12 protein-coding genes and 1 other annotated feature are annotated in these 26030 nt (G+C 68.1%); of the genes, 6 read left to right on the forward strand and 6 right to left on the reverse strand.

Annotation, left to right across the window (positions count from 1 at the left end; genetic code table 11):
- Nucleotides 1-9: 9 nt before the first annotated feature.
- Genes AC6LJW_RS03840 through AC6LJW_RS03855 form a run of 4 tightly spaced genes read left to right on the forward strand, consistent with a single transcriptional unit; the run spans nucleotide 10 to nucleotide 4331 of the window.
- On the forward strand, nucleotides 10-984 hold the full coding sequence (locus AC6LJW_RS03840) for an ABC transporter permease (RefSeq protein ID WP_498086534.1): 975 nt from the start codon (nucleotides 10-12) through the stop codon (nucleotides 982-984).
- A 3-nt stretch (nucleotides 985-987) separates the two neighbouring features.
- A complete protein-coding gene (locus tag AC6LJW_RS03845) occupies nucleotides 988-1818 on the forward strand; it encodes an ABC transporter permease (protein WP_498086535.1) in 831 nt (276 codons plus the stop codon).
- Nucleotides 1815-3452 carry an ABC transporter ATP-binding protein gene (locus AC6LJW_RS03850; protein WP_427986934.1) on the forward strand — a complete coding sequence of 546 codons (1638 nt, stop codon included), beginning with the start codon at nucleotides 1815-1817 and terminating at the stop codon, nucleotides 3450-3452. Before AC6LJW_RS03845 ends, AC6LJW_RS03850 begins: the two co-directional genes overlap by 4 nt.
- A gap of 36 nt (nucleotides 3453-3488) precedes the next feature.
- Entirely contained in the window at nucleotides 3489-4331 is an 843-nt protein-coding gene (locus tag AC6LJW_RS03855; RefSeq protein WP_498086536.1) for a VOC family protein, read from the forward strand.
- Between the two features lie 24 nt (nucleotides 4332-4355).
- On the opposite strand, the gene AC6LJW_RS03860 is transcribed toward AC6LJW_RS03855, so the two are convergent.
- From AC6LJW_RS03860 to AC6LJW_RS03875, 4 genes are all read right to left on the reverse strand, one after another.
- Complete coding sequence (locus AC6LJW_RS03860) at nucleotides 4356-5822, reverse strand: SulP family inorganic anion transporter (RefSeq protein ID WP_498086537.1); 1467 nt, start codon at nucleotides 5820-5822, stop codon at nucleotides 4356-4358.
- Nucleotides 5823-5914: 92 nt separating this feature from the next.
- Nucleotides 5915-5967, reverse strand: a sequence feature (sul1 is cis-regulatory element that is thought to sense ions involved in sulfur or methionine metabolism; They are found in Alphaproteobacteria).
- Between the two features lie 98 nt (nucleotides 5968-6065).
- The gene (locus AC6LJW_RS03865) at nucleotides 6066-6974 is read right to left on the reverse strand and encodes a c-type cytochrome (RefSeq protein ID WP_498086538.1); all 909 of its coding nucleotides are present in this window, start codon (nucleotides 6972-6974) and stop codon (nucleotides 6066-6068) included.
- Nucleotides 6971-8743 (reverse strand): GMC family oxidoreductase, encoded by a 1773-nt coding sequence (locus tag AC6LJW_RS03870; protein WP_498086539.1) that lies wholly within the window; start codon nucleotides 8741-8743, stop codon nucleotides 6971-6973. The genes AC6LJW_RS03865 and AC6LJW_RS03870 overlap by 4 nt, the downstream gene beginning before the upstream one ends.
- Nucleotides 8736-9494 carry a gluconate 2-dehydrogenase subunit 3 family protein gene (locus AC6LJW_RS03875; protein ID WP_498086540.1) on the reverse strand — a complete coding sequence of 253 codons (759 nt, stop codon included), beginning with the start codon at nucleotides 9492-9494 and terminating at the stop codon, nucleotides 8736-8738. The genes AC6LJW_RS03870 and AC6LJW_RS03875 overlap by 8 nt, the downstream gene beginning before the upstream one ends.
- Before the next feature lie 114 nt (nucleotides 9495-9608).
- Between AC6LJW_RS03875 and AC6LJW_RS03880 the strand changes: the two genes are divergently transcribed.
- Both AC6LJW_RS03880 and AC6LJW_RS03885 read left to right on the forward strand, forming a co-directional pair.
- Complete coding sequence (locus AC6LJW_RS03880; protein ID WP_427986602.1) at nucleotides 9609-9986, forward strand: hypothetical protein; 378 nt, start codon at nucleotides 9609-9611, stop codon at nucleotides 9984-9986.
- 392 nt (nucleotides 9987-10378) lie between these two features.
- Nucleotides 10379-11956, forward strand: a complete 1578-nt coding sequence (locus tag AC6LJW_RS03885; protein WP_498086541.1) for a TerC family protein — start codon at nucleotides 10379-10381, stop codon at nucleotides 11954-11956.
- Between the two features lie 26 nt (nucleotides 11957-11982).
- Here AC6LJW_RS03885 and AC6LJW_RS03890 read toward each other — a convergent pair whose 3' ends face one another.
- Both AC6LJW_RS03890 and AC6LJW_RS03895 read right to left on the reverse strand, forming a co-directional pair.
- Entirely contained in the window at nucleotides 11983-12495 is a 513-nt protein-coding gene (locus tag AC6LJW_RS03890) for a hypothetical protein (RefSeq protein ID WP_498086542.1), read from the reverse strand.
- A gap of 234 nt (nucleotides 12496-12729) precedes the next feature.
- Nucleotides 12730-25626 carry an autotransporter-associated beta strand repeat-containing protein gene (locus AC6LJW_RS03895; RefSeq protein ID WP_498086543.1) on the reverse strand — a complete coding sequence of 4299 codons (12897 nt, stop codon included), beginning with the start codon at nucleotides 25624-25626 and terminating at the stop codon, nucleotides 12730-12732.
- Nucleotides 25627-26030 lie beyond the last annotated feature (404 nt).

Below are 26030 nucleotides of genomic sequence, written 5' to 3' on the forward strand. Positions count from 1 at the left end.
GACCACGGCATGGGGTTCCTGACTCTCGCGGCGCGGCGGCTTCTGGCGGCGGCGCCCGCGCTTCTGATCATCCTGGCGGGTCTGTTCCTGCTGCTGCAACTGGCGCCCGGCGACACCGTGGATGCGCTGGTGGCGCAGATCGGCGGCGCTGACCCCGCCACCATTGCGGCCATGCGCACGCACTACCAGCTGGACGAGTCGGCCAGCGCGCGCCTGGGCAACTATCTGTGGCGGCTGGCGCATCTGGACCTGGGCTATTCCGCCATCTATGGCAAGCCCGTGGCTGCCGTGATCGCCGAGCGCTTGCCGGCGACGCTGCTGCTGATGGGATCGGCGCTGTCGTTCGCCTTTGCGGGCGGCATGGCGCTGGGCGTCATCGCGGCGCGGCGCGTCAATGGCTGGGCCGACGGGCTGATCTCGACGCTGGGCCTGGTGTTCTGCGCCACCCCGTCCTTCTGGTTCGGCCTGATGGGCATCTTTGTGTTCGCGGTGTGGCTGGACTGGGTGCCGGCCGGCGGATTTGAAACCATTGCGTCCGGCGACACCGGCCTGACCCGCATTCTGGACATCGCGTGGCACCTGATCCTGCCGACGGCGACGCTGGCGCTGATCTTCCTGGCCATCTACCTGCGCATCATGCGCGCGTCGATGCTTGAAGTCGCCTCGCACGATTTCATCCGCACCGCTCGCGCCAAGGGGCTGCGCGAAACGGCCGTGGTGGCGCGGCACATGCTGCGCAACGCGCTGCTGCCGATGGTGACGCTGCTGGGTCTGCAGGCCGGGACCATGCTGGGCGGGTCGGTCGTGGTCGAAAGCGTCTTTGCCTTGCCGGGACTGGGGCGCCTGGCGTACGAGTCGGTCGTGCAGCGCGACCTGAACACCTTGCTTGGCATCGTGTTCGTGTCCGCGCTGCTGGTGATCGCCATCAATTTCATCGTTGACCTGCTGTATGCGCGGCTCGACCCCCGCATCGTCCGGAGCTGAACCATGGAAACGCTACGCCGATACTTCCATAGCCCCGTCGCCGTGCTGGGCCTTGTGCTGCTGGCCGCCGTCTGCGCGGCCGCGCTGGGCGCCGACTTCTGGTATCCGCGCAATCCGCTCAGCCTGGCGGGCCGGCCGCTTCAATGGCCCGGCGACAACGCGCGCTTTCTGCTGGGCACCGATCAGGTTGGGCGAGACATTGCCGCGCAGATCCTGCACGGCGCGCGCGTCACGTTGGCCATTGGCCTTGCCGCCACCGTCGTGTCGGTGCTGATCGGCGTGGTGCTGGGCGCCGTGGCGGGCTATTACGGCGGCCTGGCCGACGACCTGCTGATGCGCGTGACCGAAGCCTTCCAGATCCTGCCGAACTTCCTGTTGCTGTTGGTGCTGGTGGCCGTGTTCGGCTCGGACCTGCGCACGGTCGTGCAGGCGATCGGCCTGGTGTCGTGGCCGCCCGTGGCGCGTCTGACCCGCTCGGAATTCCTGTCGCTCAAGACGCGGGAATTCGTGCAGGCGGGCAGGGCGCTGGGCATGGGCGACCTGCGCCTCATCTTCCGCGAGATCCTGCCCAACGCCTTGCCGCCCGTGATCGTCTACGCCAGCGTCATCATGGCCACCGCCATTCTGCTGGAAAGCGCGCTGGCCTTTCTAAACCTGTCGGACCCCAACGTGCCGTCCTGGGGCAACCTCATCGGCGGCGGCCGCGGGGTGATCCGGGTGCAGTGGTACGTATCCGCCATTCCCGGCATTGCCATCCTGCTCACCGTCCTGGCGATTTCGCTGGTCGGGCAGGGGGTGAACGATGCTCTCAATCCCAGGCTGAAACGATCATGACCGAACTGCTCCGCATCGAAAACCTTACCGTGGACCTGCCGCCCGGCGCCGACCGGCCGCATGCGCTCCGCGATCTGTCGCTGGCGGTCAACCCGGGCGAGATCGTGTGCGTTGTGGGCGAAAGCGGCTCGGGCAAATCGCTGACCGCCGGCACCATTCTCGGCCTGCTGCCGCAAGGCGTGCAGGCGAGCGCCGGACGCGTGCTGTGGGAAGGCCAGGACTTGCTGAAGCTTGCGCCCGAGGCGCTGCGCCGGTTGCGCGGCAAGCGCATCGGCATGATCTTCCAGGAACCGATGACCGCGCTCAATCCGCTGCGTACCATCGGCGACCAGATCGCCGAGGTGTTCCGCACGCATACCCGGCTGTCGCGCGCCGTGATCCGGCAGCGCACGCTGGACCTGTTGGAATCCGTCCGGCTGCCCGACCCCGTCCAGGCGCTGGGCGCCTATCCGCATGAGCTGTCCGGCGGACAGCGGCAACGCGCGATGATCGCCATGGCGCTGGCGCTGGAACCGGCGCTGCTCATTGCCGACGAACCGACGACCGCGCTGGACGTCACGACGCAGGCGCAGATCCTGCATCTGATCCACGACCTGCAGCGCCGCAAGGGCACGGCCGTTCTCTTTATCACGCACGATTTTGGCGTGGTGGCCGAGATTGCAGACCGCGTCGCCGTCATGCAGCGCGGCGAGCTGGTGGAAAGCGGGCCGGCCGACCAGGTGCTGGAGCATCCGCGCCATCCCTACACCCGCGCGCTGATTGCCGCGGTGCCGCCGCTGGCGCCCGCGCCCGCCCGAGCCGACCTGGACGCCAGCGCGCCCGCGATCCTGACCACGCAGGGGCTGTCCAAGACCTACCGCAAACGCGGCTGGTTCGGCCGGCCCGGCCGCGTGACACATGCGGTGGACGACGTGACGCTGACCCTGCGGCGCGGCGGCACGCTGGGTATCGTGGGTGAAAGCGGATCGGGCAAGTCCACGCTGGCGCGCACGCTGCTGGGATTGCTGCCGCCCGATGGCGGTGACATCACGCTGGCCGGCGAACCCCTGTCGTTCAAGGGCGCGCGCGCCCGCCGCGCCCATGCGCAGCGCGTGCAGATGGTGTTCCAGGACCCGTACGGGTCGCTGAACCCACGCCAGCGCGTCGGCGAGATTGTGGCGCAGGGCCCCATAGTGCACGGCACGCCGCGCCGCGAGGCATTGGCCCGCGCGCAGGAACTCTTCGAACTGGTGGGCCTGTCACCCGACGCCGTACGGCGCTTCCCGCACGAATTCTCGGGCGGCCAGCGCCAGCGCGTCGGTCTGGCGCGCGCGCTGGCGATGCGGCCGCAGGTGCTGATCGCCGACGAACCGGTGTCGGCGCTGGACGTGTCCGTGCAGGCGCAGGTGCTGGCGCTGCTGGCCCGGTTGCGCGAGCAATTGGGCCTGTCCATCGTCTTCATCACGCACGATCTTCGCGTGGCAGCGCAGGTCTGCGATCACATCGCCGTCATGAAGTCGGGCCGCGTCGTGGAAGAGGGCGTGTGCGCCGACGTGTTCAACAATCCCTCCCATCCCTACACGCAGGCGCTGCTGGCGGCCGTGCCGGGCCGCCGCTGGGACCCGGCCGCGGTCGCGACGCGGCTCGCCGCCTGAACCGGCGGCGCCCCAATCATTGTTCAAGGAGTTTGAGTGACCTTACGCATCGATCACGTCGTCATCCAGGCGGGCCTGGATCTGGACGCCTCAGCGGCGCGCTTTCGCCGGCTTGGCTTTCAACTCACCGACCGGGGCCACCACTCGCTGGGGTCGAGCAACCATCTGGCGATCTTTGGCGACGACTATCTGGAGCTCATCGGCGTCGAGCCGCCCAAGGCCGATATCCCGGGCGCACGTTGGGAGCATCCGCTGGGTCTCGCGGGACTGGTGTTCAAGACGGCCAATGCCGACGCGACCTGGAAGGATCTTGCCAACCGCGACGTGCCGCTGGATGGCGAGGGTGCGCGCAGCTTCCATCGGCCGGTCACCGCGGCCGGACAGACGCTGGGCGATGCGCGTTTTCGCACGCTGCGCATCCGTGCAGACTTGATTCCGAATGGCCGGGTGTTCTTCTGCCAGCACGAAACGCCGGAACTGGTGTGGCGGCCTGAATGGCGGGAACACCCCAATGGAGTGCGCGGCATTGCCGAATACGTATACGTGACTGACGAACCCGCGGCCTCGGCCGAACTGCTGGAGCAGGCATTTGGCCCCGGCGCGGCGCAGCCAGTGCAGGACGGCGTGGCCGTTGCCGCCGGCCGCGCCAGCATTCTGTATCTGACGCCAGCGGGCATCCAGACGCGCTTTGGCGTGGATGCCGCGCCGCTCATCGCGGGCGGCGAACGCGCCGCGGCGCTGACGCTGCGCACCGATGCGCTGGCGCGAGTGCAGGAGGTGCTGGCAGCCGCGGGCGTGGCGCATCAGGCACACAAGTCCCGCATCGTCGTGCCGCCGTTGGAAACCGGCGGCTTGATCCTGGCCTTCGTCGAATCCTGAGCCAGATGACGGGCGCGGCGTGGGCTAGTGCCCCGCGGACGCGCCCGGTTGCGCGTAGCGGCCGACCAGCGTCGCGCTGGCCTCATTCAGCCCCACAACGTCGACCTGACGTCCGGTCCGGCGCAGCTTGAGCGTCACTTTGTCCAGTTCACCGACGGCCGAGATGTCCCAGAAGTGCGCGGCCGACAAATCGATCACCACGTGGTCGACGGCTTCGTGAAAGTCGATCGCCGCTGAGAACCGCGAGGCCGACGCGAAGAAGATCTGGCCCGCGTAGCGGTAGGTGCGCGTGCGGCCGTCCTCGGACAGCGACGTGTCCACGTCGAGCAGCCTCTTCACCTTGCCGGCAAAGAACAGGCCGCTCAGCACCACGCCCACCAGCACGCCGCGCGCCAGATCATGCGTCCAGACCACCACGGCGACGGTGGCCAGCATGACCACGGACGACTGCCACGGATGCGAGCCCAGGTTGCGCAGCGAGCGCCAGTTGAAGGTGCCGATGGACACCATGATCATCACGGCCACCAGCGCCGGCATCGGAATCTGCGCCACCAGCGGGCCCAGCGCCACGATCAGGAACAGCAGGAAGACGCCCGCCACGCAGGTCGACAGCCGCGTGCGGCCGCCGGCGCGCACGTTGATGACCGACTGGCCGATCATGGCGCAGCCGCCCATGCCGCCCAGAAAGCCCGTGACGATGTTGGCGATGCCCTGGCCCTTGCACTCGCGGCGCTTGTCGCTGGGCGTGTCGGTCATGTCGTCCACGATCTGCGCCGTCATCATCGACTCCAGCAGGCCCACCGCCGCCATCGTCAGCGAGTACGGCAGGATGATGCGCAGCGACTCCAGCGTGAAGGGCACGTCGGGAATCATGAACGACGGCAGCGCCGACGGCAGCGTGCCCATGTCGCCCACCGTGTTGACGTTCAGGCCCGCAAAGATGGATACGGCCGTCATCACGATGATGGCGATCAGCGGCGACGGCACGGCGGTGGTGAGCCGGGGCAGCAGATAGATGACGGCGAGCGCGGCGGCCACCATGGCATAGGTCACCCACGTTACCCCGATCAGCTGCGGCAGCTGCGCCATGAAGATCAGGATGGCCAGCGCGTTGACGAAGCCGGTCACGACCGAGCGCGACACGTACTGCATCAAGAGATCCAGCCGCAGGAAGCCGGCGGCGATTTGCACGACGCCCATCAGCACGGTGGCGGCAAACAGGTAGCCGACCCCGTGGTCGCGCACCAGTGGAGCGACCAGCACCGCGACGGCGGCCGTGGCGGCCGAGATCATGCCAGGCCGCCCGCCCATGAACGCAATGATGAACGCGATGGAAAACGAGGCGTACAGGCCGACGCTGGGGTCGACGCCCGCGATGATGGAAAAGCCGATGGCTTCAGGGATCAAGGCAAGGGCGACGAGCACGCCCGACAGAATGTCCGCGCGCGGATTGGCCATCCAGTCGCGGCGAAGCTTGGAAAGAACTGACATCGATTGGCTAAGCAGAATTGAACAAGCGCCAGGCGTGGATCGCGGTGCCTGCGTGCGCGGCAAATTATGGGCGAGCGCCCGTGGTGCTTGAGAGTTGTCCGAGGGATAGGCGCCCGGCCGAGCCACCCGGCAAGCCGGGTCCATCTGGGACCGCGACAGCGTCGCGGACGCGCACCCATTGCGGATGCGGCGGACGCGATTGTACTCCCCTCGAGCTGTTCCTACCGCATTCCGCCCGCGACGCTAGCGCGGCGCGGGCGCGGGCCCGGCGTAATACGCCGCCAGCGCCTGGATCTCGGCGTCGGTCAGGCGTTGCGAGAACGCCCGCATCACGCCCACGTCGTCGTTCTGCCGCGAGCCATTGCGAAACGCGTTCATCTGGTCGGTGAAGTATTCCCGCGACTGACCGGCCAGCCGCGGCAGCAGCGGCCCTTCGCCCATGCCGCGCATGCCGTGACAATTGGCGCAGGCGGGCAGCGCGCGTGCGCCGTCGCCATCGACGTCCAGCCTGCGGGCCGCCTCGCCGCCGAACTCGCCCACGTGCAACGGCGGTCCGGCAAGGGTGCCGTAGTAGGCGGCCACCTGGCCGATTTCTTCTTCGGTCAGCGCACGGGCAATGGTATTCATCAGCGGCTGCACGCGCGTGCCCGCCCGGAAGTCGGCAAGCTGCTTGGCCAGGTATTCGCTGCGCAGGCCGGCAAGGTTGGGGAAGATGCCGCCTGTGGGCGTGATGCCCGCGGGGCCGTGACAGGCCACACACGCCTGCACGGCGGCCGCGGGTTTGCCGTTGGCGGCAAGCTGCTTGCCCGCCTCGGGGTCGGCTTCGCGCAGCCACTTTTCCCAATCGGGGCGCGACGCGGTGAAATCGGTGGCGCTGCGTCCGGGCACGGGTTTCATCGGGGCGGGCGCCGTGCCCGCTGCGGCAGGCGTGGCCGGTGCTATGCCAGATGCCGCCGGCGCGGCGGCTTGCCCGCCTGGGATCTGCGGCGCCGCGCTGACTGCTTGCGGCGGCGGCTGGGGCACGGCGGACGCCCGGATGGCCTCGTCGCCGCCGGCGCCCATCATCTGGACTCCCGTGGCAACCAGCGTGATGACCGGCACCGCGATCATCAGCCCGAGGGTGAAGAGAATGCCTGTGCGGTTTTCGCTCATGATGACACCAGCGGGCCCGGCGAACGCAGATAGTCCGCCTTGATTTTCTCTACGATCCAGTAGGCGGTGGCGCCCACGGTGCCGGTCGGGTTGTAGCCCGAGTTCTGCGGAAAGAGCGCCGCGCCCGTGACGAACACGTTGGGCACGTCCCACGACTGCCCGTAGCGGTTGACGACGCTGGTGTTGGGATCGTCACCCATCGCCGCGCCGCCCGTCAGGTGGGTGGACTGGTACGCCGTGGCCGAGAACGGCCGTTTGCGCGGACCGGGCTCGGTGCGCACGATGCCCTTCATGGCCCGCGCGATCTCATCGCCTTTCTCGGTCAAAAACGCCGACATGCGGATGTCGTTGTCGGGAAAGTCGTAGGTCACGCGCAATAGCGGCAGGCCCCACGCGTCCTTGTAGGTGGGGTCCAGGCTCAGATAGCCGCCGCGCCACGGCTGCGCCGAGCCGGTGATGGTGATATTCGCCGCATGGTTGTAGTGGCGCGCGACGGCCTTCTTCCATTCGGACCCCCACGACGGCGTGCCCTTGGGCGTCGGATGAAACCCGATGGGCGCGCCGCTGACCACCTGGATCTGCAGATAGCCGCCACCCACAAACCCCACCGGCCCGTGATCGAAGTTGTCGGCGCTGAAATCGTCCATCGTCACCGCGACCGCGCCGGCCCCCATGAACGGGTTGATGTTGACCGACTCATCAAAAAACAGATTCACGCCCGAGGTGGTCTGGTGCGTGTAGTTGCGGCCCACGACGCCGGTGTTCGTGACCGGATCGAAGGGCTTGCCGATGCCGGACAGCAACAGCAGGCGCACGTTGTTGATGCCGAATGCGCAGAGGAACACGAGCTCGGCGGGCTGAAAGACCTCTTCGCCAGCCGCGTCCACGTACGTCACGCCGAGGGCGCGCTTCTTGTCCGGCGTCAGCTCCACGCGCAGCACGTGCGCGCCGGTGCGGATCTCGAAGTTCTCCATCTTCATGGCCACGGGCAGGATGCAGACCTGCGGCGAGGCCTTGGCAAAGTGCTCGCAGCCGAAGTTCGAACAGAATCCGCAGTACACGCACGCGCTCATGTGCAGGCCTTCGGTATTCACATAAGGCCGCGTACAGAGTGCGGACGGCTGCACATAAGGGTGATAGCCCAACTTGCGCGCGGCCTCGCCGAACAGCGCGGGTGCGTAGGGCACCTTCATGGGCGGGTTGGGGTAGGGGCGCGAGCGCCATGGCTCGAACGGATTGCCGCCTTCCTGTTTTTCGCCCTTGATGTTGCCGGCCTGGCCCGACGCGCCGATCAGGTAATCGAAGCGGTCGAAGTACGGCTCCAGCTCGTCGTATGTCACGCCCCAGTCCTGACAGGTCAATTCCTTGTCAAAGATGTTCGCGCCATAGCGTTCGGTGTAATGGCTGCGCATCACGAAGTCGGTGGGATCGAAGCGGTAGTAGGCCCCCGACCAGTGATTGCCCGCGCCGCCAAGGTGCGTGCCGGGGTAGGCGAATTGCCAGCGCCGCATCGGCAGCGCCTTCTGGTCCGTGCTGTTGCGGAACGTGTAGGTTTCCGTCGCGGCGTCCTGATGCAGCTCGTGGCGCCGTGTGTACTTGAGTTCGTCGTGGACGTTGGGCCCTTGGAAATCGGGCGAGGGCCAGCGCGCCTCGCCCCGTTCCAGCACCACGACCCGTTGATTGGCGGCCGCGAGCTCCTTGCCGATGATGGCGCCCGTCCACCCGCCGCCAATGATCGCCACGTCCACCGCAGGTAGCGATTTAGCCATGCTTGCCTCCCGGCGTCATCTTGTGGCTCAGGGCGTTGGCAATCGACACCGGCTGGCCGGCCCAGATCACGCCATGGCGCTCGATGTCGTTGGAGAACGAGGCAAACGCGCCCGGAAACCCCACGAGTTTCCAGCCCACCATGTCGGCGTTGCCGCCGTACAGCGGGTCTGAGAAGAAGCCTTCAATCGTGCCTTCAAGCAAGGCCTGGAAGAACACGCCTGACGGCAACGGCGAAAAATCCGGCTTGCCTTCCTGCATGTCGCGCAGCCAGGCGTCTTGCCGCGTGGCGTCCAGCTCGGCGAACGGCTTGTCGTCCTGCTTGCGCGTGGCAGCGTCCAGCGCGGCGAGGCCGCGGCGGAACATCTCGGCCGGCGTGAACGATAGCTGGTAACCCTGTTCCGGCGTGCCTTGCTCAAACGGGCCTTGGCGGTAGAGCTGGCTGCCCGCGCCCCAGGCGCCGGCGAGCTGGCCGTCCAGGAACAGCGTCACGCCGGCTTCCTTGGCCCCCGGCCCCAGATCGTCGGCCGGAATCAGGCGCGCGGCGATGGCGTCCATCGTCAATGCTTCCTGCGCATTGAAGAATTTGAGCGTTCGATTGGCGGCGCCGCCCGTGGCGGCAGTGTCTTGATGGGGAGTGGGGGAGGCAGGTTCCGGGGCGCTGATCGCGCGGGGGGCCCACGCAGCGCCGGGGACACCGACAGCCAGGGCTTTGAGCAGCCCCCGCCGGCCGGGTACAGGTTTATCACTCATGGTTCGCTCCCATGGCGAGGCAGGCACGCGACTTGCCCCTGGATGAAAAGAGATCCCGCGTCAGCCCGTTGGCCTGGGGCTCAGTGTGTCACCGTTGCCGACGAAGGAGCAACCATGAAACATCCGATTCTGTATCTGTGCGCTACGGCCATGAGCGGCTTGCTTGCTACCAGCGTTTCGGCGCAGCGTATTGAAAAAACGCTTGTTGCCCAGGCGCAGACGACTACGCCCGACGCGCGCACGACCAGCCAACCCAAGTCGCATCAACAGTCCGGGACGACCCAGAAGTCCGCGCAAGGTAAAAAGGGCGATCACGCGAAGCGCGATTCGCCACGTGCGGGATCAAGCCCCCGGCAGGATGACGCGGGCGCCGACACGCGCGGCGCAAAGGGCGCGACGGGCGCCAATACGGGTTCGACCGGGCACGGCGGCATGCCGGGGTCGGGCGCATCGTCGGGGTCTGGCGGCACGGCCGACATGCGTGGGCAATAGGCGCAATGCCGGGCTCCACGTCGCGCGATATTCGGTTTCAGGTAATATTCAGGATCCTGTAAGAAAGAGAGCCCGGCGGATATTCCGACTGTTGCTGCTTCGGCAGCCTGGAGCCATCCGCCATCTATGAACGAAGACCCTCCTCCTAGCAGGGCGCCGCACATCTGCCGGCGCCCGTCATCTTCTCCTCCTGCTGCCGCGCCCAGGGCGTTCCTGCGCGCCGGATCCCTTAGCGCCACCGCGGCCACGCCGCGTCTCGGCGGCCGTGCGCCGCCGCGCCAGGCCGCGCCCGCCCGCGCGCCTGCGCTGCCGCAGCTGCGCGCCGCTGAAAAAACGCCTTCCTGCCGACGCGCATCGCTTGCGCGTCCGCTCACGTTTTCCGTGGAAAAGTGATGATTTTCGATTGGATGTCCGACCCCACCGCCTGGCTTGGCCTGGCGACGCTGGTCGTGCTTGAAATTGTGCTGGGTATCGACAACCTGGTGTTCATTGCCATCCTGGCGGACAAGCTGCCGCCCGAACAGCGCAATCGCGCACGCCTGATCGGCCTGACGCTCGCGCTGGTGATGCGCCTGGGCCTGTTGGCCAGTATTGCGTGGGTGGTCACGCTGACCGCGCCGCTCTTCACGGTGATGGGCGCGGAGATTTCCGGGCGTGACCTGATATTGATCCTGGGCGGCCTGTTCCTGCTCTTCAAGGGCACGATGGAGCTGCACGAACGCGTGGAAGGCAGCGCCAGCCAAGACCAGACGCAGAAGCCGCAGCACGCCGTCTTCTGGCAGGTCATTCTGCAGATCGTGGTGCTGGACGCCGTGTTCTCGCTGGACTCCGTCATCACCGCCGTGGGCATGGTGCAGGACCTGAGCATCATGATGATCGCCGTCGTGGTCGCGATGGCCGTCATGATGCTCGCCAGCCGCCCGTTGATGGCCTTCGTGGGACGCCATCCGACGGTTGTGATCCTGTGTCTGGGCCTGTTGCTGATGATCGGTTTCAGCCTGGTCGCGGAAGGCCTGGGCTTCCATGTTCCCAAGGGCTACCTGTACGCGGCCATCGGCTTCTCGATCCTGATCGAGCTGTGCAACCAGCTGGCGCGCCGCAACCGCGCACGGGGCACGCATGCGCTGGGCCGCCGTCAACGCACGGCGCAGGCCGTGTTGCGCCTTTTGCGCGGCGGCCGCGCTGGCCAACCCGTATCCCAAGCGGACGAAGTGGTGGCGCTGGTCGACGGTGCGGGTGACGAGCCCGCCTTCGCGCCGGAGGAAAGCTCGATGATCGAGCGCGTACTGTCCATCGGTGCCCGCGACATCCGCTCCATCATGGTCCCGCGCGGCGATATGACGTGGCTGGACGTGGCCGACACGCCTGACATCATCGTCCGCAAGTTCGCCACCGGCCATTCGCGCCTGCCGCTGTGCGCGGGCGACCCGGCAAACGTTCTGGGCGTGCTGCACTTCAAGGAAGTGCTGCCGATGCTGCAGAACCCCGGTCCGATCGACCTCGTGGAACTGGCGCGCGAGCCGCGCTACGTGATGGAAACGACGCCGGTGCTGAAGGTGCTGGATGAGCTGCGCGCCTCGCGCGACCACATGTTGATCGTGGTCGATGAACACGGCGTGTGTGAAGGCCTGGTCACGCCGCTGGACGTGCTGGAAGCGGTGGCGGGCGACTTGCCTGAACATCAGGAAGATCTGCCCGAGGCCTTGCAGCTTTCCGACGGTTCATGGCTGCTGGGCGGCCGGTTGTCCGTGGACGAAGCCGCGCGCCTGCTGGATGCGCCGGCGTTGGCGGACGATTATCCCGATGCGACGCTGGCAGGTTGCCTGCTGCGCGCGGGCGGCCGGATCCCCGAGGCAGGCGATACCGTGCTGCTGCGTGACTGGGGCTTCGAGGTGACGCGCCGCGATGGCTTGCGCATCGACCAGGTGCATGCGCGTCCGCATCAGCCGCAGGTCAGCGCGGCCGACTGACGGGGCAGCGGGGCGGGCTGACCGCCTCAACTGCAGATGCGGCGCCACGGCGACCGGTTCACGGGGCAATAGCCCGGACACCGCGTCGCCACCGCCTTGCCGCTGACGCATTGCGCGTTCGGCTCGGTGAAGCCGTACTCCATGCTGCCGTAGCATCCGCACAGTTCCAGCACAGTGCCCGGCGGGAGCTTCTGCGGCTCGACGGGCGCCTTGCCTGCCGGCTTGGCAGCATTGGCCGCGTTTGTCGTGGCCGAAGTCGCCGCGGATCGCGTCGCGGCAGTTGCAGCGGGTTTTTCGGCGGATTTTGCGGCAGACTTTTCAGCGGGTTCTTCAGCGGACTTTTCCGCCGGATTATCCCCTGACGTCGCCGCAGGTTTTGCCGCAGCGGCCCCGGCGCCCAGCCTTTCCTTCACGGCCGCCACGCTCATGCCACAGCGTTTGGCGATGGTGGCCACGCTGCGTCCCGCGTCGGACAGCCCGCGCACGGTTTTGTCGCTGCATGCCGCCAAAGCCCCGGCCGGAGCCAGGAAACCCAGCATCAGCAATGCGCACGCGAATGCGCCTGGTCTGCATAGCGTCATGACGCGCCTCCCGCACCTTGGTGCGCCAGGGCAGAACCACGCCCGGTTGGACCACGAGTGCGGGCTAGCGTAAAGCGCCTAAATCAAGGGTGTCAATGCGGCCCAAACGGATCGCCCGAAGGCATTGCGCCCTCGGCCGCGAGCGGGTCGGACAGGCGCCATCCGGATACCAGCCGGATGGCGCCGCGTGCGTCAGAAGTTCCAGCGCACGTTCAGGAAGCCCGCGTTCTCGCGGCTGCCGCTGCCGAATTGGCCTTGGTAGCTCAGGCCGATCGCGGCATTTTTCGACACAGCCACTTCCGCCCCGACCTCGGCCACTGCGGCGTTGCGGGCGATGGGCGTGCCCGCCACCGTGAACGCCGGACCCGAGCCGAAAGCCATCGTGCGGTCGGGGTCCACGTCTCCCATGGCGTGGCGCCAGCCGAGCGTGGCGCGCAGGCGGGCGGGCGCGCCCGCGATCTGCGTGTCCAGGTTGCCGCGCAAGCCGACGGTGGTGGTCGTGACGTCGTTGCTTTGGCTGTCCGCCGACAGGGCCGCGGAGCCGCCGTCTTCCGAGAAGCCGCCCATGCGCTGCTTGATCCACGCCGCGCCGACAAAGGGTTCGACCGTCGCGTTCGGCGCAACCGGCATGGCGTAGCCCAGTTCGCCGAAGATCTGCGTGGTGTTGCCGCGGTAGTCTGCCTTCAGCTCCTGGCTGGCGCCGCCGATGGCGAGGTTGCGCTTCGTCTCGATGTCCTGCCAGCTATACGACGCGCCAGCCATGACGTTCCACGCGTTGCCGCTGGGCTGGACGAACGACTTGCCGCCGAACAGCGTGACGCTGTAGCTGTCGACGTCGGCCTTGGCGTTGCGGCTGTCCTGCCAGATCGTGCTGTCCTGGTAGCCCAGCGCAACACCCACGCGCCAGCCGTCGCCCACCCGGATGTCGCCACCGGCCAGCACGCCGCCGGTGCGTTGGCGGTAGCTGGGCGCATTGCCGTCGCCATCCTGGCTCTGCCAGTTGCCCAGTACTTCGGTCCACACGTTGCGCTGGCACGAGAAGCGCTCGGCGTAGCCGCCCGCGCTGCGGCCCGGCTCGCCGCACGCGCCGTCCTGGCCGCGGCCTTCACTGCGCAGGCTGTCGCGCAGGTGATTCAGCGGCAACGTCCGCACCGATTCCGAACTGCGCACCAGCGCCGACGACAACGAGGCGTGGCTGTCGCCCGACAACTGCTTGAAGGCTTCCGGCGCCTCGTCCCGGCTCAACCCCAGGATCGCCGAGTAAAGGGGCGAGCCGGGATTGATCTGCCCCAAGGCTTGCGCGACGGCGTTCTGGTTCGGCGTGTCCGTGACCGTCTCGAACCCGGTGTCGTTGCGCTGGAAGGTCACCGTGACGTTGTTGGGGTCGTAAGCCACCGCGCCGTCCAGGAAAGCGAGCTGGGGCAGGGTGGTCGAGGCAAAGGTGCCTTGCACACCCTGATCCGCCGTCAACACCGTGTAGGTGCTGTTTGCGGTGAGCGGGGCGGTGTTGGTCACCTGCAGTGCGCCGTTGAGTGTCGCCGTGCCGGCTACGTGGACGTTGGTGGCCGCGGTCGGTCCCACGTTCACGGCCAGCGTTGCGCCAGCGGCGTTGCTGAAGTTGTTGCTGACCTTCAAACCGCCGCCCGCTGCGGGCGAGCTCTGGACCGTGCCGGCGTTGCTGAGGCCGGCGATCGTCCCATTGCCGGCCAGCGTGGCGCCCGGATTGACCTGCACCGAAGCGGGCAGCGTGGCGGGCGCCTGCGCGCTGCCAAGCAGAACCGTGCCGCCCGCGATGATGGCGTTGCCCGTGTAGGTATGGTTGCCGTCGATCGCCAGCGTGCCGCCGCCTTGCTTGACGAGGCTCCCCGAGCCCGACAACGTGCCATTGAACACGCCGTCCGCGCCCTGGTTGAAGACCAGCGCCGCGTTGTTGGCGATGGCGCCTTGCAGGCTGGACGTGTCGCCAATCAGCGTCCCTGCATTGACCTGCGTGCCGCCGCTGTAGCTCGACACGCCGGCCAGCGTCAGCGCGCCGGCGCCTTCCTTCACCAATTGGCCCTGGCCGCTGACTGGGCCGGACAGCACCCCGTCGGTCGCCTGGTTCACGCGCAGCGTGGTGCCGGACGCGGTGCTGACGGCCCCCGCGATGCTGGTGCTGCTGCCTTCCAGCGTGCCGCCGGAGATAACCGTGCCGCCCGTGTAGCCGTTGGCGCCGTTCAACACCAGGGTGCCGTCACCTAGCTTGGCAAGCGCGCCCGTGCCGTTGATCGGCTGGTTCAGCGTGAAGGTCTGGCCGGCGGCCACCACATCGATGCCGCCGCCCGCGCCATCGAGCGAGAGGTTGCGGGCCGTGGTGGCGAAAGCGCCGTCCGGGATGCGCAGCGTGCCGCCATTCAGGGAGACGCCGCCGCCGTTGCCCAACTGGTTGTCGGCGCTGACCTCAAGCACGCCGCTGCGGATCGCCGTGTTGCCGGTGTAGGTGTTGACGCCGCCAAGCACCAGCGTGCCGCCGTTCAGCTTGTCGATGCCGCCCGCGCCGGTGATGGGCGCGTCGATCGTGGCGGTGGCGCCGTTCTCGACCCGCACTGGCGTCTGCGCCTGTGCGATCGCGATGGCGCCGGCCGTGCCGGCTTGCAGCGTGTAGCCGTCGGTCAGGAACTGCAGGCCGGTCACGTTTTGCGTGCCCTCGATGGTGACCGTGCCCGCCGCGCCCGAGAACGCCGCGTACTTGTCGTTCCACCGGTCGGCGCTGGCGCCCGCCGTGTCGGTCCAGTTGGTGGTAACGGCGTTCCAGGTGCCCGTGCCGCCCGCAATGATCCCGTCGGGCGTGGTCTTGGCGCCGTTCCAGAACTGGATCTCACCGGGCTGCGTCTGAAGCACCAGATTGATCTGGTTGGGCTGGTTCTGCAGCGTCAGGTCGGCGGTGGCGAGGCTGGACGGCAGCGTGCCGAACTGCACGCCGTTGTCGGTCAGCGTGCCGCCATAGGCGAACAAGCGGTACACGCCCGTGCCCAGGTTTCCGCCATCCGTGATGTTCAGCACGCCGTCCAGCCGCAGGTTCTGCGCCACGGTCACGGCTGTCGTCGCCGAATTCGGCGTGCCGAGCGTGAAGTCGAGCTGGGTGCCGTTGGACAGCGCCAGGCTGCGCGCGAACGAGATCGGATTGCCCGGGGTGCCCGCCACCAGCCGCGCGTTGTCTTCCAGTGCCACGTCGGCCGCGACCGAACCCGAGCCCCCCAGATTGCCGCCGGGGTTGATCGTGACGGGGCCGCCGGTCAGCGTGCCGTCGACCAGCAGGGTGCCGCTGTTGACGGTGGTGCCGCCGCCCACGTTGTTGTTGCCGGTCAAGGTCAGCGAAGCGTTGCCGTCCTTGGTCAGCGTGCCCGTGTTGTTGCCCGTGGTGCTGATGTTGCCGGCATAAGTGCCGTTGGCGCCGTTCTGGTTGAACACGATGGCGCTGCCGTCCACGACGGTGATGTTGCCTTGCAGGCTGGTCGCGTTGCCGGCCAGCGTGCCGGCGTTGATCACCGTGCCGCCGGTGTACGCGTTGGGGCCGGTCAGCGTGACCGTGCCCGCGCCGTCCTTGACCAGTCCGCCGCCGCCCGTGATGGCGCCGGCGTACGTGCCGGTGCCGGGCGCCTGGTTGAAGACGACGGACGTGCCCGCCGAGGTGGCGATGTTGCCGGTTAGGCTGCTGGTGTCGCCGATCAGCGTGCCCCCGGCCAGTGTCGTGCCGCCCGTGTACTGGTTCTGGCCCGTCAGCGTCAGGGTCGAGCCGTCCGTCTTGACGAGGCTGCCCGCGCCGGTGAGGTTACCGGCCAGCGTCAGGTCGTTGACGCCCGACACCGTCAAGGGCGCGCCCAGGCCGATGTCGTTGCCCAGCACGATTCCGGGTGCGCCGGCCTGCAGCGTGCCCGCGCCGGCGACGGTCAGGTCGCCGGTGCCCAGCGCGGCGTTGTTGCCCGCGATGATCGTTCCGCCGGCCAGCACGGTGCCGCCGTTGTAAGTGTTGGCGTTGCCCAGCGTCAACGTCGACGTGCCGCCCTTGGTCAGCGGACCGGTGCCAGACACGACGCCGTTCAGCGCAAGGTCGCCAGCGCCGCCCACCGTGACCGGGCCTTGCAGCAGCACGTCGTTGGTCAGCGAGGCGCCCAGGCCCAGCAGGGTGGTGCCGCCCGCCGCGGTCAGCACGCCCGAACCCAATGCGGTGTCGCTGCCGATGGCGAGCGTGCCGCCGGAAAGCTGCGTGCCGCCCTGGTAGCTGTTGTCGCCCGACAGCGTCAGCACGCCCGTGCCGGTCTTCACCAGGCCGCCCGCGCCATCGATGTCGCCCGACAGGCCGAGGTCGGCGCCGGTGATCGTCGTGGCGCCGGCCAGCGTGATTGCGTTGGCGGCGTTGACTGGCACGCTGGCTGACAAGGTGGTGCCGTCGGCGGCGGTCAGGCGGCCGACGCCCAGCGCCGTGTCGCTGCCCAGCGCAAGCGTGCCGCCGTTGAGCGCCACGCCGCCCTGGAAGCTGTTTGCGCCGTTCAGCGCCAGCGTGTCCGTGCCGTTCTTGATAAGACTGCCCGTCCCGCCGATGTCGCCATTCAAAGTCAACGCGGCGCTGCCCGGCAAGGTCAGCGCGCCATCGAGCTGCACGTCGTTGGCCAGTGCCACGGGCGCGGACGCGTCCAGCGCCGTGCCGTTGGCCGCGGTCAGCGTGCCGGTTCCCAGCGCGCCCGGCGCTCCCACGGTGATCTGGCCGGCATTCAGGCTCGTGCCGCCTTCGTAGGAATTCGCACCCGTCAACGTCAGCGTGCCGGGGCCGGTCTTGATGATGCCGCCCGCGCCGGACACATCGCCCGACAGCGTCATGGCCGCGCCGTTCGCGACGGTCACGCCACCTTGAAGCGCGACGTCGTTCTCCAGCGCGACGGCGATGTCATTCGACAGGGTGGTGCCGTCCGCTGCCGTGAACAAGCCGGTGCCCAGGGCCGTATTGGCGGCGACCTTGATCTCGCCGTCCTGCAGCACCGTGCCGCCCGCGTAGGTGTTGGCGCCCGCCAGCACCAGCGTGCCCGCGCCAGTCTTGGTCAGCGTGGCCGTGGGATCCGTGCCGGATATCGTGCCGGCCGCGGTGTACGCGCCGTCGGTGACGTCGATCGCGCCCGCGCCTTCCAGCGCGAGGTTGCGCGTGGTCGTGCCAGGCGCGGCATTGGCGTAGCGCAACGTGCCGCCGTCAAAGACGACGCGATTGGCGGCGTTGCCAAGCTGGTTGTCGGCGCTGATCTCCAGCACGCCGCCTTCCAGCCGCGTGTCGCCAACATAGGTGTTGGCCTGCGTGAAGACCAGCGTGCCGCCGTCGCGCTTGGCGATGGTCGCATTGCCCTGCAGGGTCGTGTCCAGCGTCGCGGTCATCGACGGTTCGACACGCAAGGTGGCCACGCCATTGCTGTCGGGCAATGCGTTCAGCGCGCCGCCGGTCAGCGTATAGCCGTCGGTGGAGAACTGCAGGCCCTGGAAGCCCTGCGTGCCGGCCAGCGTAACGGTGCCCGCCGTGCCTTCAAACACGCCGAAGCGGCTGCCCCACGTGGCGGCTGTGCCGGTGGCGTCGGCCCAATTCTGCGTGGTGGCGTCCCAGGTGCCCGTGCCGCCTTGCCAGAACTGGATCTCGCCAGCCTGGGACTCGTTCAGCACGTTGACCTGGCCCGCCACATTGGTCTGCAGCGTGATGAAGCCCGGCGGCAGGGTCCCCAGCGCCAGGTTCAGGGAGGTGGCCGCGCCCGAGTAGGCGATGATGCGGTACACACCCACGCCAAAGTCGGGCGTGCCGTCGATGTTCAGCGTGCCGTTCAGGTCCACGTCGCCGTGCACGTTGATGAGGCTGCCGGCATTGGGCGCGCCCAATTGCGCGTCGATGAAGGACGCGTTGTCCAACGTCAGCGAGCCCAGGATCAGCGCGCCGGGTGCGGCGGAACTCACCGCAATCCGGCCGCCGTTGTTCACGTTCACGTTGCCGTTGGCCGTGCCGGTGCCGGTCAGGGTGGCGGCCGGGCCGTTGACGTTGACCGTGTTGCTGGCCAGCGTGCCGCCCAGGTTCACCGTGCCGCTGTTGATGTCGAAGACGCCGGTGTGGGTGCTGGCGCCGTTCAGCGCCAGCGTGCCCGCGCCGGTCTTGGTGATGTTGCCCGCGCCGGCCAGCTCGCCACCGAAGACGCTGTCGGCCGCGCCGCCCAGGCCGAGGCTGCCATCCACCTGCAGCTTGCCCGCGCCGGAAAGCGCGGCGATGAATTCGGCGCCGGTCAGTTGCAGCGTGGCGCCGCCATCGACGCGCACGCCGGAGGCCGATTCCAAGAGGTTGTTGCCCTGCGTGACCAGCGTGCCTTGGGCGACGCCGACGCCGCCCGTCAGCGAATTGCTGCCACCGAGCGTCAAAGTGCCCAAGCCCGCCTTTTCCAAATTACCCGCGCCGGACAGCGCGCCGACGTAAGTGCCCGTCGCGGCTTGATCGAAGGTGAGGGTGGTGCCCGCGCTGGCGACGACTGGACCGGTGATGCTGTCCGTGTCGCCCGTGATGGCGCCGGCCTGCAGCTGCGTGCCGCCGGCGTAGGAGTTGCTGCCGGCCAGCGTCAGCGTGCCCGATCCGGTTTTGACCAACGCGCCGTTGCCGGTGATGTCGCCGCCGAGGGTCCAATTGCCCGCGCCGTCCGCCGTCAGGGAGTTGGTCAGCGACACCGCATTGGCCAGTGTCACGCCATCGGCCGCCGACAGCGTTGCGTTGCCGGTGACATCCAGCGCGCCCGTGCCAAGCGCGGTATCGCTGCCGGCGATCAGCGTGCCGGCCGACAGCGTCGTGCCGCCGGTGTAGCCGTTGTTGCCGGACAGCATGAGCGTCGCGCCGCCGTTCTTGATCAAGGCGTTGCCGCCGGTGATGTCGCCCGTCAGCGTCAGATTCTGGCCGCCGTTCACGGTCAGGTCGCCGCCCGCCAGCGCAATCTGGTTGTTCAGCGTCGTGGCCATTGCCGCGTCAAGCGCCGCATCGCCCGAGACAGTGAGGGCGCCCGTGCCCAGCGCCTGGTCCGAACCGGCCACGATCAGGCCTTGTGCCAGCGTGGTTCCGCCCTGATAGGTGTTCTCGCCCGTCAGCGTCAGCGTGTTGGCGCCCAGTTTGGCCAGGCCGCCCGCGCCGGATACGTCGCCCGTCAGCGTCACGTTCTGCGCGCCCGACACTTCGAGCGGCCCGCCGTTCAGCGCGACGGCGTTGGCCAGTATCACCGGCGTGTTCAGCGCCTGCAGGCCCGCCGCCCCGTCAACCTTCAGCGCGCCGCTGCCCAGCGACGTATCGCCGCCAACCCGTAACGTGCCACCGTCGATCCGCGTGCCGCCCGCGTAGGTGTTGGCGCCAGCAAGCGTCAACGCGCCCGCGCCCGTGGCGGCAAGGCCGCCGGCCCCGGAGATCTCGCCGTCAAAGCGCAATCCGTTCGTCGTGTCCAGGTTCAGCGCCTGACCCAAGACGACGTTGTTGGCCAGCGTCACCGCCTGGGTCGAGCCCAGCGTTGCCGCGCCATTGACCGTGAGATTCCCGGTGCCCAGCGCGGAATCGTCGCCCACGCGCAAGACGCCCGCTGTCAGCGTGGTGCCGCCGGCATAGGTGTTTGCGCCGGCCAGCGTCAGCGTCGATGCGCCGCTCTTGGTCAGCGATCCCGTGCCGTCGACCACGCCGCTCAGCGTGATGTCGCGGTCGCCGGTCACGTTCAATGCTGCATTCAGCGTCGTGTCGTTGATCAGCGTCAGCGCCGGCCCGCCCGTCACACCCGACAGGCTGGCGCCGGCGTTGACGAGGAGGGCGCCCGTGCCGAGCGAACCGCTCTGGCCCAGCCGCAGGTTGCCGCCGTTCAGTTGCGTGCCGCCCGTGTACGTGTTGGCGCCGTTAAGCGTCAGCGTCGTGCCCGTGCCGCCAGCGATCAGGCCACCGTCGCCGCTGACGGTGCCCAGCAGCGTGGCGTCCTGCGATTGCGCCAGAGTCAGATCGGCGCCGGCCGCCACGTTGATCGCGTTGCCCAGCGACAGGGCGGAGGCGCTGTCCACCGCGGCGTCGGCCGTGACGGTCAACGGCCCGGCGCCGATCGCGCCGTCGTTGCCCAGCACCAGACGGCCACCGTCCAGCCGGGTTCCGGCGTACGTGTTCACGCCGTTCAGCGTGAGCGAGCCAGCACCCGACTTGATGAGCGTCCCGCCGCCCGTGATCGTGTTGTTCAGCGTCAGATCGCCGGCCCCGCCCGTCGTCAGGGCAGCGCCCAGCACGATGGCGTTGTTCAGTGCATGCGTGCCGTCGGACAGCAGGCTGGACGCCCCGGCAACGTTCAGCGCGCCAGTGCCCAGCGCAGAGTCGCTGCCCACGCGGATGGCGCCGCCGATCAGCGCCGTGCCGCCGCCATAGGTGTTGTTGCCGGCGAGCGTCAGCGTGCCGCTACCCGCCTTCGCGAGCGAGCCGGTCGCGCCCGACACCGCGCCGTTCAGCGTCAAGTCGTTCGTGCCGGCATTGGTCAACGTCGCGCCCGCGCCGATGGCCACGTCGTTGGCCAGCGTCACGGCGGTTGTCGCGTTGAGCCCGGCACCACCCGTGACATTCAGCACGCCCGAACCCAGCGCCGTGTTGCTGCCCGCGGCAATCGTGCCGTCGGCCAGGGTCACGCCACCGATGCTGCTGTTGTCGCCGCCCAGCGCCAGAGTGCCGGCGCCCAGTTTGGTGATGCGGCCCGCGCCGGACAGGGATTGGTTCAGCGTAAAGACGTTGCCCGCATCGGCAATGTCGAAGCCCGCGCCCGCGCCGATATCGATGGCGCGCGAGGTGCCGGTGTAGCCGGTGCCGGCCACGCGCAGCGTGCCGCCGGCAAAGGTCAGGCCGGTGCCGGCCGCGCCCAGGTTGTTGTCGGCGCTGACCTGCAGCACGCCTTCGCTGATCTGCGTGCCGCCCGTGTATTCGTTCGCGCCGCCTAGCACCAGCGTGCCTTGGTCGCGCTTGTTCAGTCCCCCGGCCCCCCGGATCACGCTGTTCACCGTGCCGGTCAGCGTCGGATCCACGCGGAAATTGTTGGGCCCGGCCGCCAGCCGGATCGCGCCGCCTTGCAGCGTGTACCCATTGGTGAAGAACTGCATGCCGGTCACGGCCTGTTCACCGGCCACGGTGACGGCGCCGCCCGACGTGCCGCCGAACACGGCAAAGTTGCCGGTCCAGCTTTGCGTCAGCGCGCCCGCCTGATTGGTCCAGTTGGTCGAACCCGCCTGCCAGGTGCCCGCGCCGCCCGCCAACGTGCCATCGGCAAGCTGCTTGGCGCCGTTCCAGAACTGCACGCTGCTGCCCGTGGTCTGCACCACCAGGTTCACCTGCTGGTTCACGGCGGTCTGGATCTGCAGATTCGACGGCACGGTGCCCGGGGGCAGGGAGCCCAGCGCCAGCCCGTTGTCCGTAAGCTGTCCGGTGTAAGTGATCAGCCGGTACACGCCTTCGCCAAAGCCGCCCTTATCGGTGACGTTCAGGTCGCCGTCCAGCGTCAGGTTGCCGTTGACCTGCACCAGCGTCTGCGGCGTGGCTTGCGGCGCGCCCAGCGCCACGTTGAACTGCGATCCCTGGTTGAGCGTCAGTCCGCCCAGCGTCAGGGTCTGGCCGGATGTTGCCGACAGCGCACCGCCCGAGGCAATCGTCGTCAGGCCGCTCAGCACGCCCGAACCGGCCAGCGTCGCGCCCGCGCCCACATTGACCTGCGCACTGGCCAGGCTGCCGTTCACGTTCAGCCCACCCGACGCCACATCGAACGTGCCGCTTTGCGTGCTGTTGCCCGCGAGCGTCAGCGTGCCGGTGCCGTTCTTGACGACATTGCCCGCGCCCGTCAGCGCGCCGCCGAAGATCGAGTTGGCGTTGTCCTGTCCCATCTGCACCGTGGCGGCAGCGCCCAGGTCCAGCCGTCCGGTGCCCGCGAGCGAGCCGAACGTTTCGCTGTCCGCCAGCCGCAGCACCGTACCGGCGCCCAGGTTGACGGCAAGGCTGTCCGCCAGCGCCTGCCCGCCACGCGTTTCCACCGTGCCGGACAGCAGGTTCAGTCCGCCCGTGAACGTGTTGGCGCCGCTCAGCACCAACGTCTGCGCATTGGCCGCCACATCCACGCTGCCCGAACCGCTGATCGCGCCGGCGTAGGTCGCGTCCGCGTTCTGACCGATCACCAGCTTTGAATTGTTCAGCACGCTTGCGCCCAGGCTGCCCGCGCCCGCCAGCACCGTGCCGCTGCTGATCGTCGTGCCAGCATGCGTGTTGGCGCCTGACAGCGTCAACGTGCCCGCGCCGTTCATCACCACACGGCCCGGTCCTGCAATGGCGCCGGCCAATCCGATATCGTTTGCGCCGCCCACGGTCAGGTTGCCGTTCAGCGCAACGTTGTTGACGAAGTTGCGCGACGCCGTGCTCTGCAACGTGGCGTCGCCGCCGACGGCAAGCGTGCCGCTACCCAGCGCCGTATCGCTCGCGGCGATCAGCGTGCCCGCGTTCAGCGCGACACCGCCGCCATGCGTGTTGTTGCCCGACAGCGTCAAGGTGCCGGCGTCGTTCAAGGCGATGGCGCCGCCGCCGGACAGGTTGCCCGACAGGTTCAGCGCCTGTCCGCCGGTGGCGATGCCCAGCGTGTTGCCCAGGCGGATGTTGTTGCCAACGGTCAGATTGCCCGCGGCCAGCGTCGCCGGCCCTTGGACGTCGAGCAGGCCGGTGCCCAGCCCTTGCGCGTTCGTCAGCGTCAACTGGCCCGCGTTGAGCAGTACGCCACCGGTGTGCGTGTTGGCGGCCGACAAGGTGAGGTTGGCGTTGCCGTTCTTGACCAGCGTGCCGCCGCCCGACAGCGTGCCGGCCAGCGACAGCGCCTGGCTGCCGCCGACAGTAAGCCGGTCACCCAGCACGAACTGGTTGCCCAGGCTGACGGGCGCGGCGCTATCCACCGTGGCCGCGCCGGTCACGTTGATCACGCCGGTTCCCAGCGCGTTGTTCGCGCCGGCGACGATCGTGCCCGCTGCAAGCGTGCCGCCGCCGAAACTGTTGGTGCCGTTGAGCGTCAAGGCCCCGGTGCCTGTCTTCACCAGCGTGCCGCCGGCTCCCGACAACGTGCCATTGAGCGTGAGGTTGTTGGCGCCGGCCACGGTCAGCGCGTTGTTCAGCGCAAAGTTGTTGCCCAGCGCCACGCCCGAACCGGCGAGGGTGGTGGCGCCGCTGACGGTGACCGCGCCGGTGCCGAGCGCGCCGGACGCGCCCACGTTCACCGTGCCGCCAGCCAGCGTGGTGCCACCCGCATAGGTGTTGGCGCCGTTCAGGTTCAACACCCCCGAACCGGTCTTCACCAGCGATCCGGCGGCACTGATCGGACCATTCAGCGTCAGCGTTTCCGTGCCGTTCAGCGTCAGCGCATTGTTCAGCACGATCGCGTTCTGCAGCGCGACGCTGGTGGAAGAGGCCAGCGTCGCCGCGCCGTTGACCGTAAGCGGTCCCGCGCCCAATGCGGTGTTGTTGCCAACCACCAGTCCGCCGGCACTGATGCGCGTCGCGCCATGCGAATTCGCCCCTGTCAGCGTCAGGACGCCGGCGCCGCTCTTGACCAGCGCGGAGCCGCCCGACAGCGCGCCGGAAAGGGTGAGGGCCGACGCATTGGCCAGCGCAAGATCGGCATTGAGCACGATGTTGTTGGAGAGGCTGGTGGCGCTGCCGGGTTGCAGCGACGACGCGCCGTACACGACCAGATCGCCCAGTCCCAGCGCGCTGTTGCCGCCAAGCGCCAGGCTGCCGCCGCCCAGCCGCACGCCGCCCAGATGCGCATTCGCGCCATTGAGCGTCAGGACGCCCGCGCCGGATTTGTCCAGCGCGCCGGGGCCGGAGATGACGCCCGCCAGCGTCAGATTGTTCGCGCCCTGGACGCCCAGACCGCCCGCATTGAGCTGGATGGCGTTTGCCAGCGACAACCCCGGCGTGGCCGGCGAGATGGCGCCGCCGTTGCCGATCAGGGTCCCGGTGCCGAACGCGGTGTTGCTGTCGAAGTTGACCAGGCCGCCGTTCAACGTGGACTGGCCGCTGACGAGCGGCCCGTTGAGCGTCCAGGTGCCGCCATTCACGCGCAGGTTGTTGAAGTTGCGGTACACCGACGCGCTTGCTGTGCCGGTGCCGGTGGTGCCGGATGCGCCCGGATTCTGCAGCACGAGCGTGTTGTTGCCGTTCGCCCCGCCGTCCACCGTGCCGCCCTGGGCAAAGCCCAGCGCGATGCTGACGTCCAGGCCCGCCACGGCCAGATCGACGCCGACATCCGCGCCGCCCGTGGATATTGTCGATCCCGTCACGGCGGTGAACGTGTTGGTGCTGTTCTGCCCCATGCTCACGCTGCCGTTGATTGCACCCGCGTTGACGAAGCTGTTGCCGGTGGCGGAACGGCCAAGCCCGACGCGCCCGTTGATGACCCCGCCCGCCGCATTGTTCACGGTGACCGGCGCGCCGCCATAGGCGGCAATCACCGGGCTGGCATTGAGGAGCGACAGGGAGAGCAGTCCCGGCTTCAAGCCGATCGTTCCCGAGTTGTCGATGTTGATGCTGCCCGTGGCGTTGCTGCGCAAGGAGAGGGCAGTGCCGTCCAGCGTGCTGAGAACCTGCAGGCCAAGCACCGACAGGCCCGCGCCGTACAGGGTGCCGCTGTTGTTGACACGCACTGCACCGGCATTTGACGCGTTGCCCATGATCGCGCCCGACGTGCCAAGCGCCACCAGGGACAGCGTGGGATCGATGAGTCCCTGGTTGGTGAGCGTGGTATTGCGGCCCGTCAGCTTGACGGCGGCCGAACCCGGCAATCCCAGCAGGGGGCCCGCGGACTGGCCCGTCGGCGTCACCAGCACCGAGACGTCGTTGGCGCTACTGGTGACCGTGTTCCAGTTCAGCACCGACGCCGCGTCATTGCAGATGATGCTGGTGCCGGTTGTCGTGCACGCCAGCGCTGCTGGCATGGGCAACAACAGCATCGCGAGGACGCGCCAGACATAGTTCAGGTGAAGGGGGACGGGGAAATAGCCATGCCGGTGGCCAGGTGTCATTGTCAGCTCCAGGGACAGAAGGAGCCTTACCCGTTTTCGCACGCGTACCATCCGCAAACGGACAAGGCGATGCTGCAACTTCAGGTATCCAATCGGCGGTTGCTGTTGTTGTCCCGTCCGCTGAATAGGGGTCAGTGTTGGGGGCAAACTGGGGCGGGGCTGTAAATAATCTGCGTTAAACGTAACGGATAAATTCGAGAAAACAACGGATCGTCTCTAGTTGAAACGTACGACTAGTTACTACAGTTTCAAATAGAAATTACGGTTGTAGATAATGCTGCAGCGCACTTGTTCGGATTGTTCTTATTCTTGCGGGCAGATTATAAAATTCGACACAATTCATAAATGTATTAAGAAAAGCGTCGTAAGTACTTGATGAAAAATGAACTTTTGTGGCATTTAAA

This window comes from Achromobacter sp. 1012554356 (assembly GCF_059760815.1).

Bases quoted from the DNA above. Each gene is read 5' to 3' on its own strand.
- AC6LJW_RS03840 (WP_498086534.1), top strand. From the start codon at position 10: ATGGGGTTCCTGACTCTCGCGGCGCGGCGGCTTCTGGCGGCGGCGCCC.
- AC6LJW_RS03845 (WP_498086535.1), top strand. From the start codon at position 988: ATGGAAACGCTACGCCGATACTTCCATAGCCCCGTCGCCGTGCTGGGC.
- AC6LJW_RS03850 (WP_427986934.1), top strand. From the start codon at position 1,815: ATGACCGAACTGCTCCGCATCGAAAACCTTACCGTGGACCTGCCGCCC.
- AC6LJW_RS03860 (WP_498086537.1), bottom strand. From the start codon at position 5,822: ATGTCAGTTCTTTCCAAGCTTCGCCGCGACTGGATGGCCAATCCGCGC.
- AC6LJW_RS03865 (WP_498086538.1), bottom strand. From the start codon at position 6,974: ATGAGCGAAAACCGCACAGGCATTCTCTTCACCCTCGGGCTGATGATC.
- AC6LJW_RS03870 (WP_498086539.1), bottom strand. From the start codon at position 8,743: ATGGCTAAATCGCTACCTGCGGTGGACGTGGCGATCATTGGCGGCGGG.
- AC6LJW_RS03875 (WP_498086540.1), bottom strand. From the start codon at position 9,494: ATGAGTGATAAACCTGTACCCGGCCGGCGGGGGCTGCTCAAAGCCCTG.
- AC6LJW_RS03880 (WP_427986602.1), top strand. From the start codon at position 9,609: ATGAAACATCCGATTCTGTATCTGTGCGCTACGGCCATGAGCGGCTTG.
- AC6LJW_RS03885 (WP_498086541.1), top strand. From the start codon at position 10,379: ATGATTTTCGATTGGATGTCCGACCCCACCGCCTGGCTTGGCCTGGCG.
- AC6LJW_RS03890 (WP_498086542.1), bottom strand. From the start codon at position 12,495: ATGCTGGGTTTCCTGGCTCCGGCCGGGGCTTTGGCGGCATGCAGCGAC.
- AC6LJW_RS03895 (WP_498086543.1), bottom strand. From the start codon at position 25,626: ATGACACCTGGCCACCGGCATGGCTATTTCCCCGTCCCCCTTCACCTG.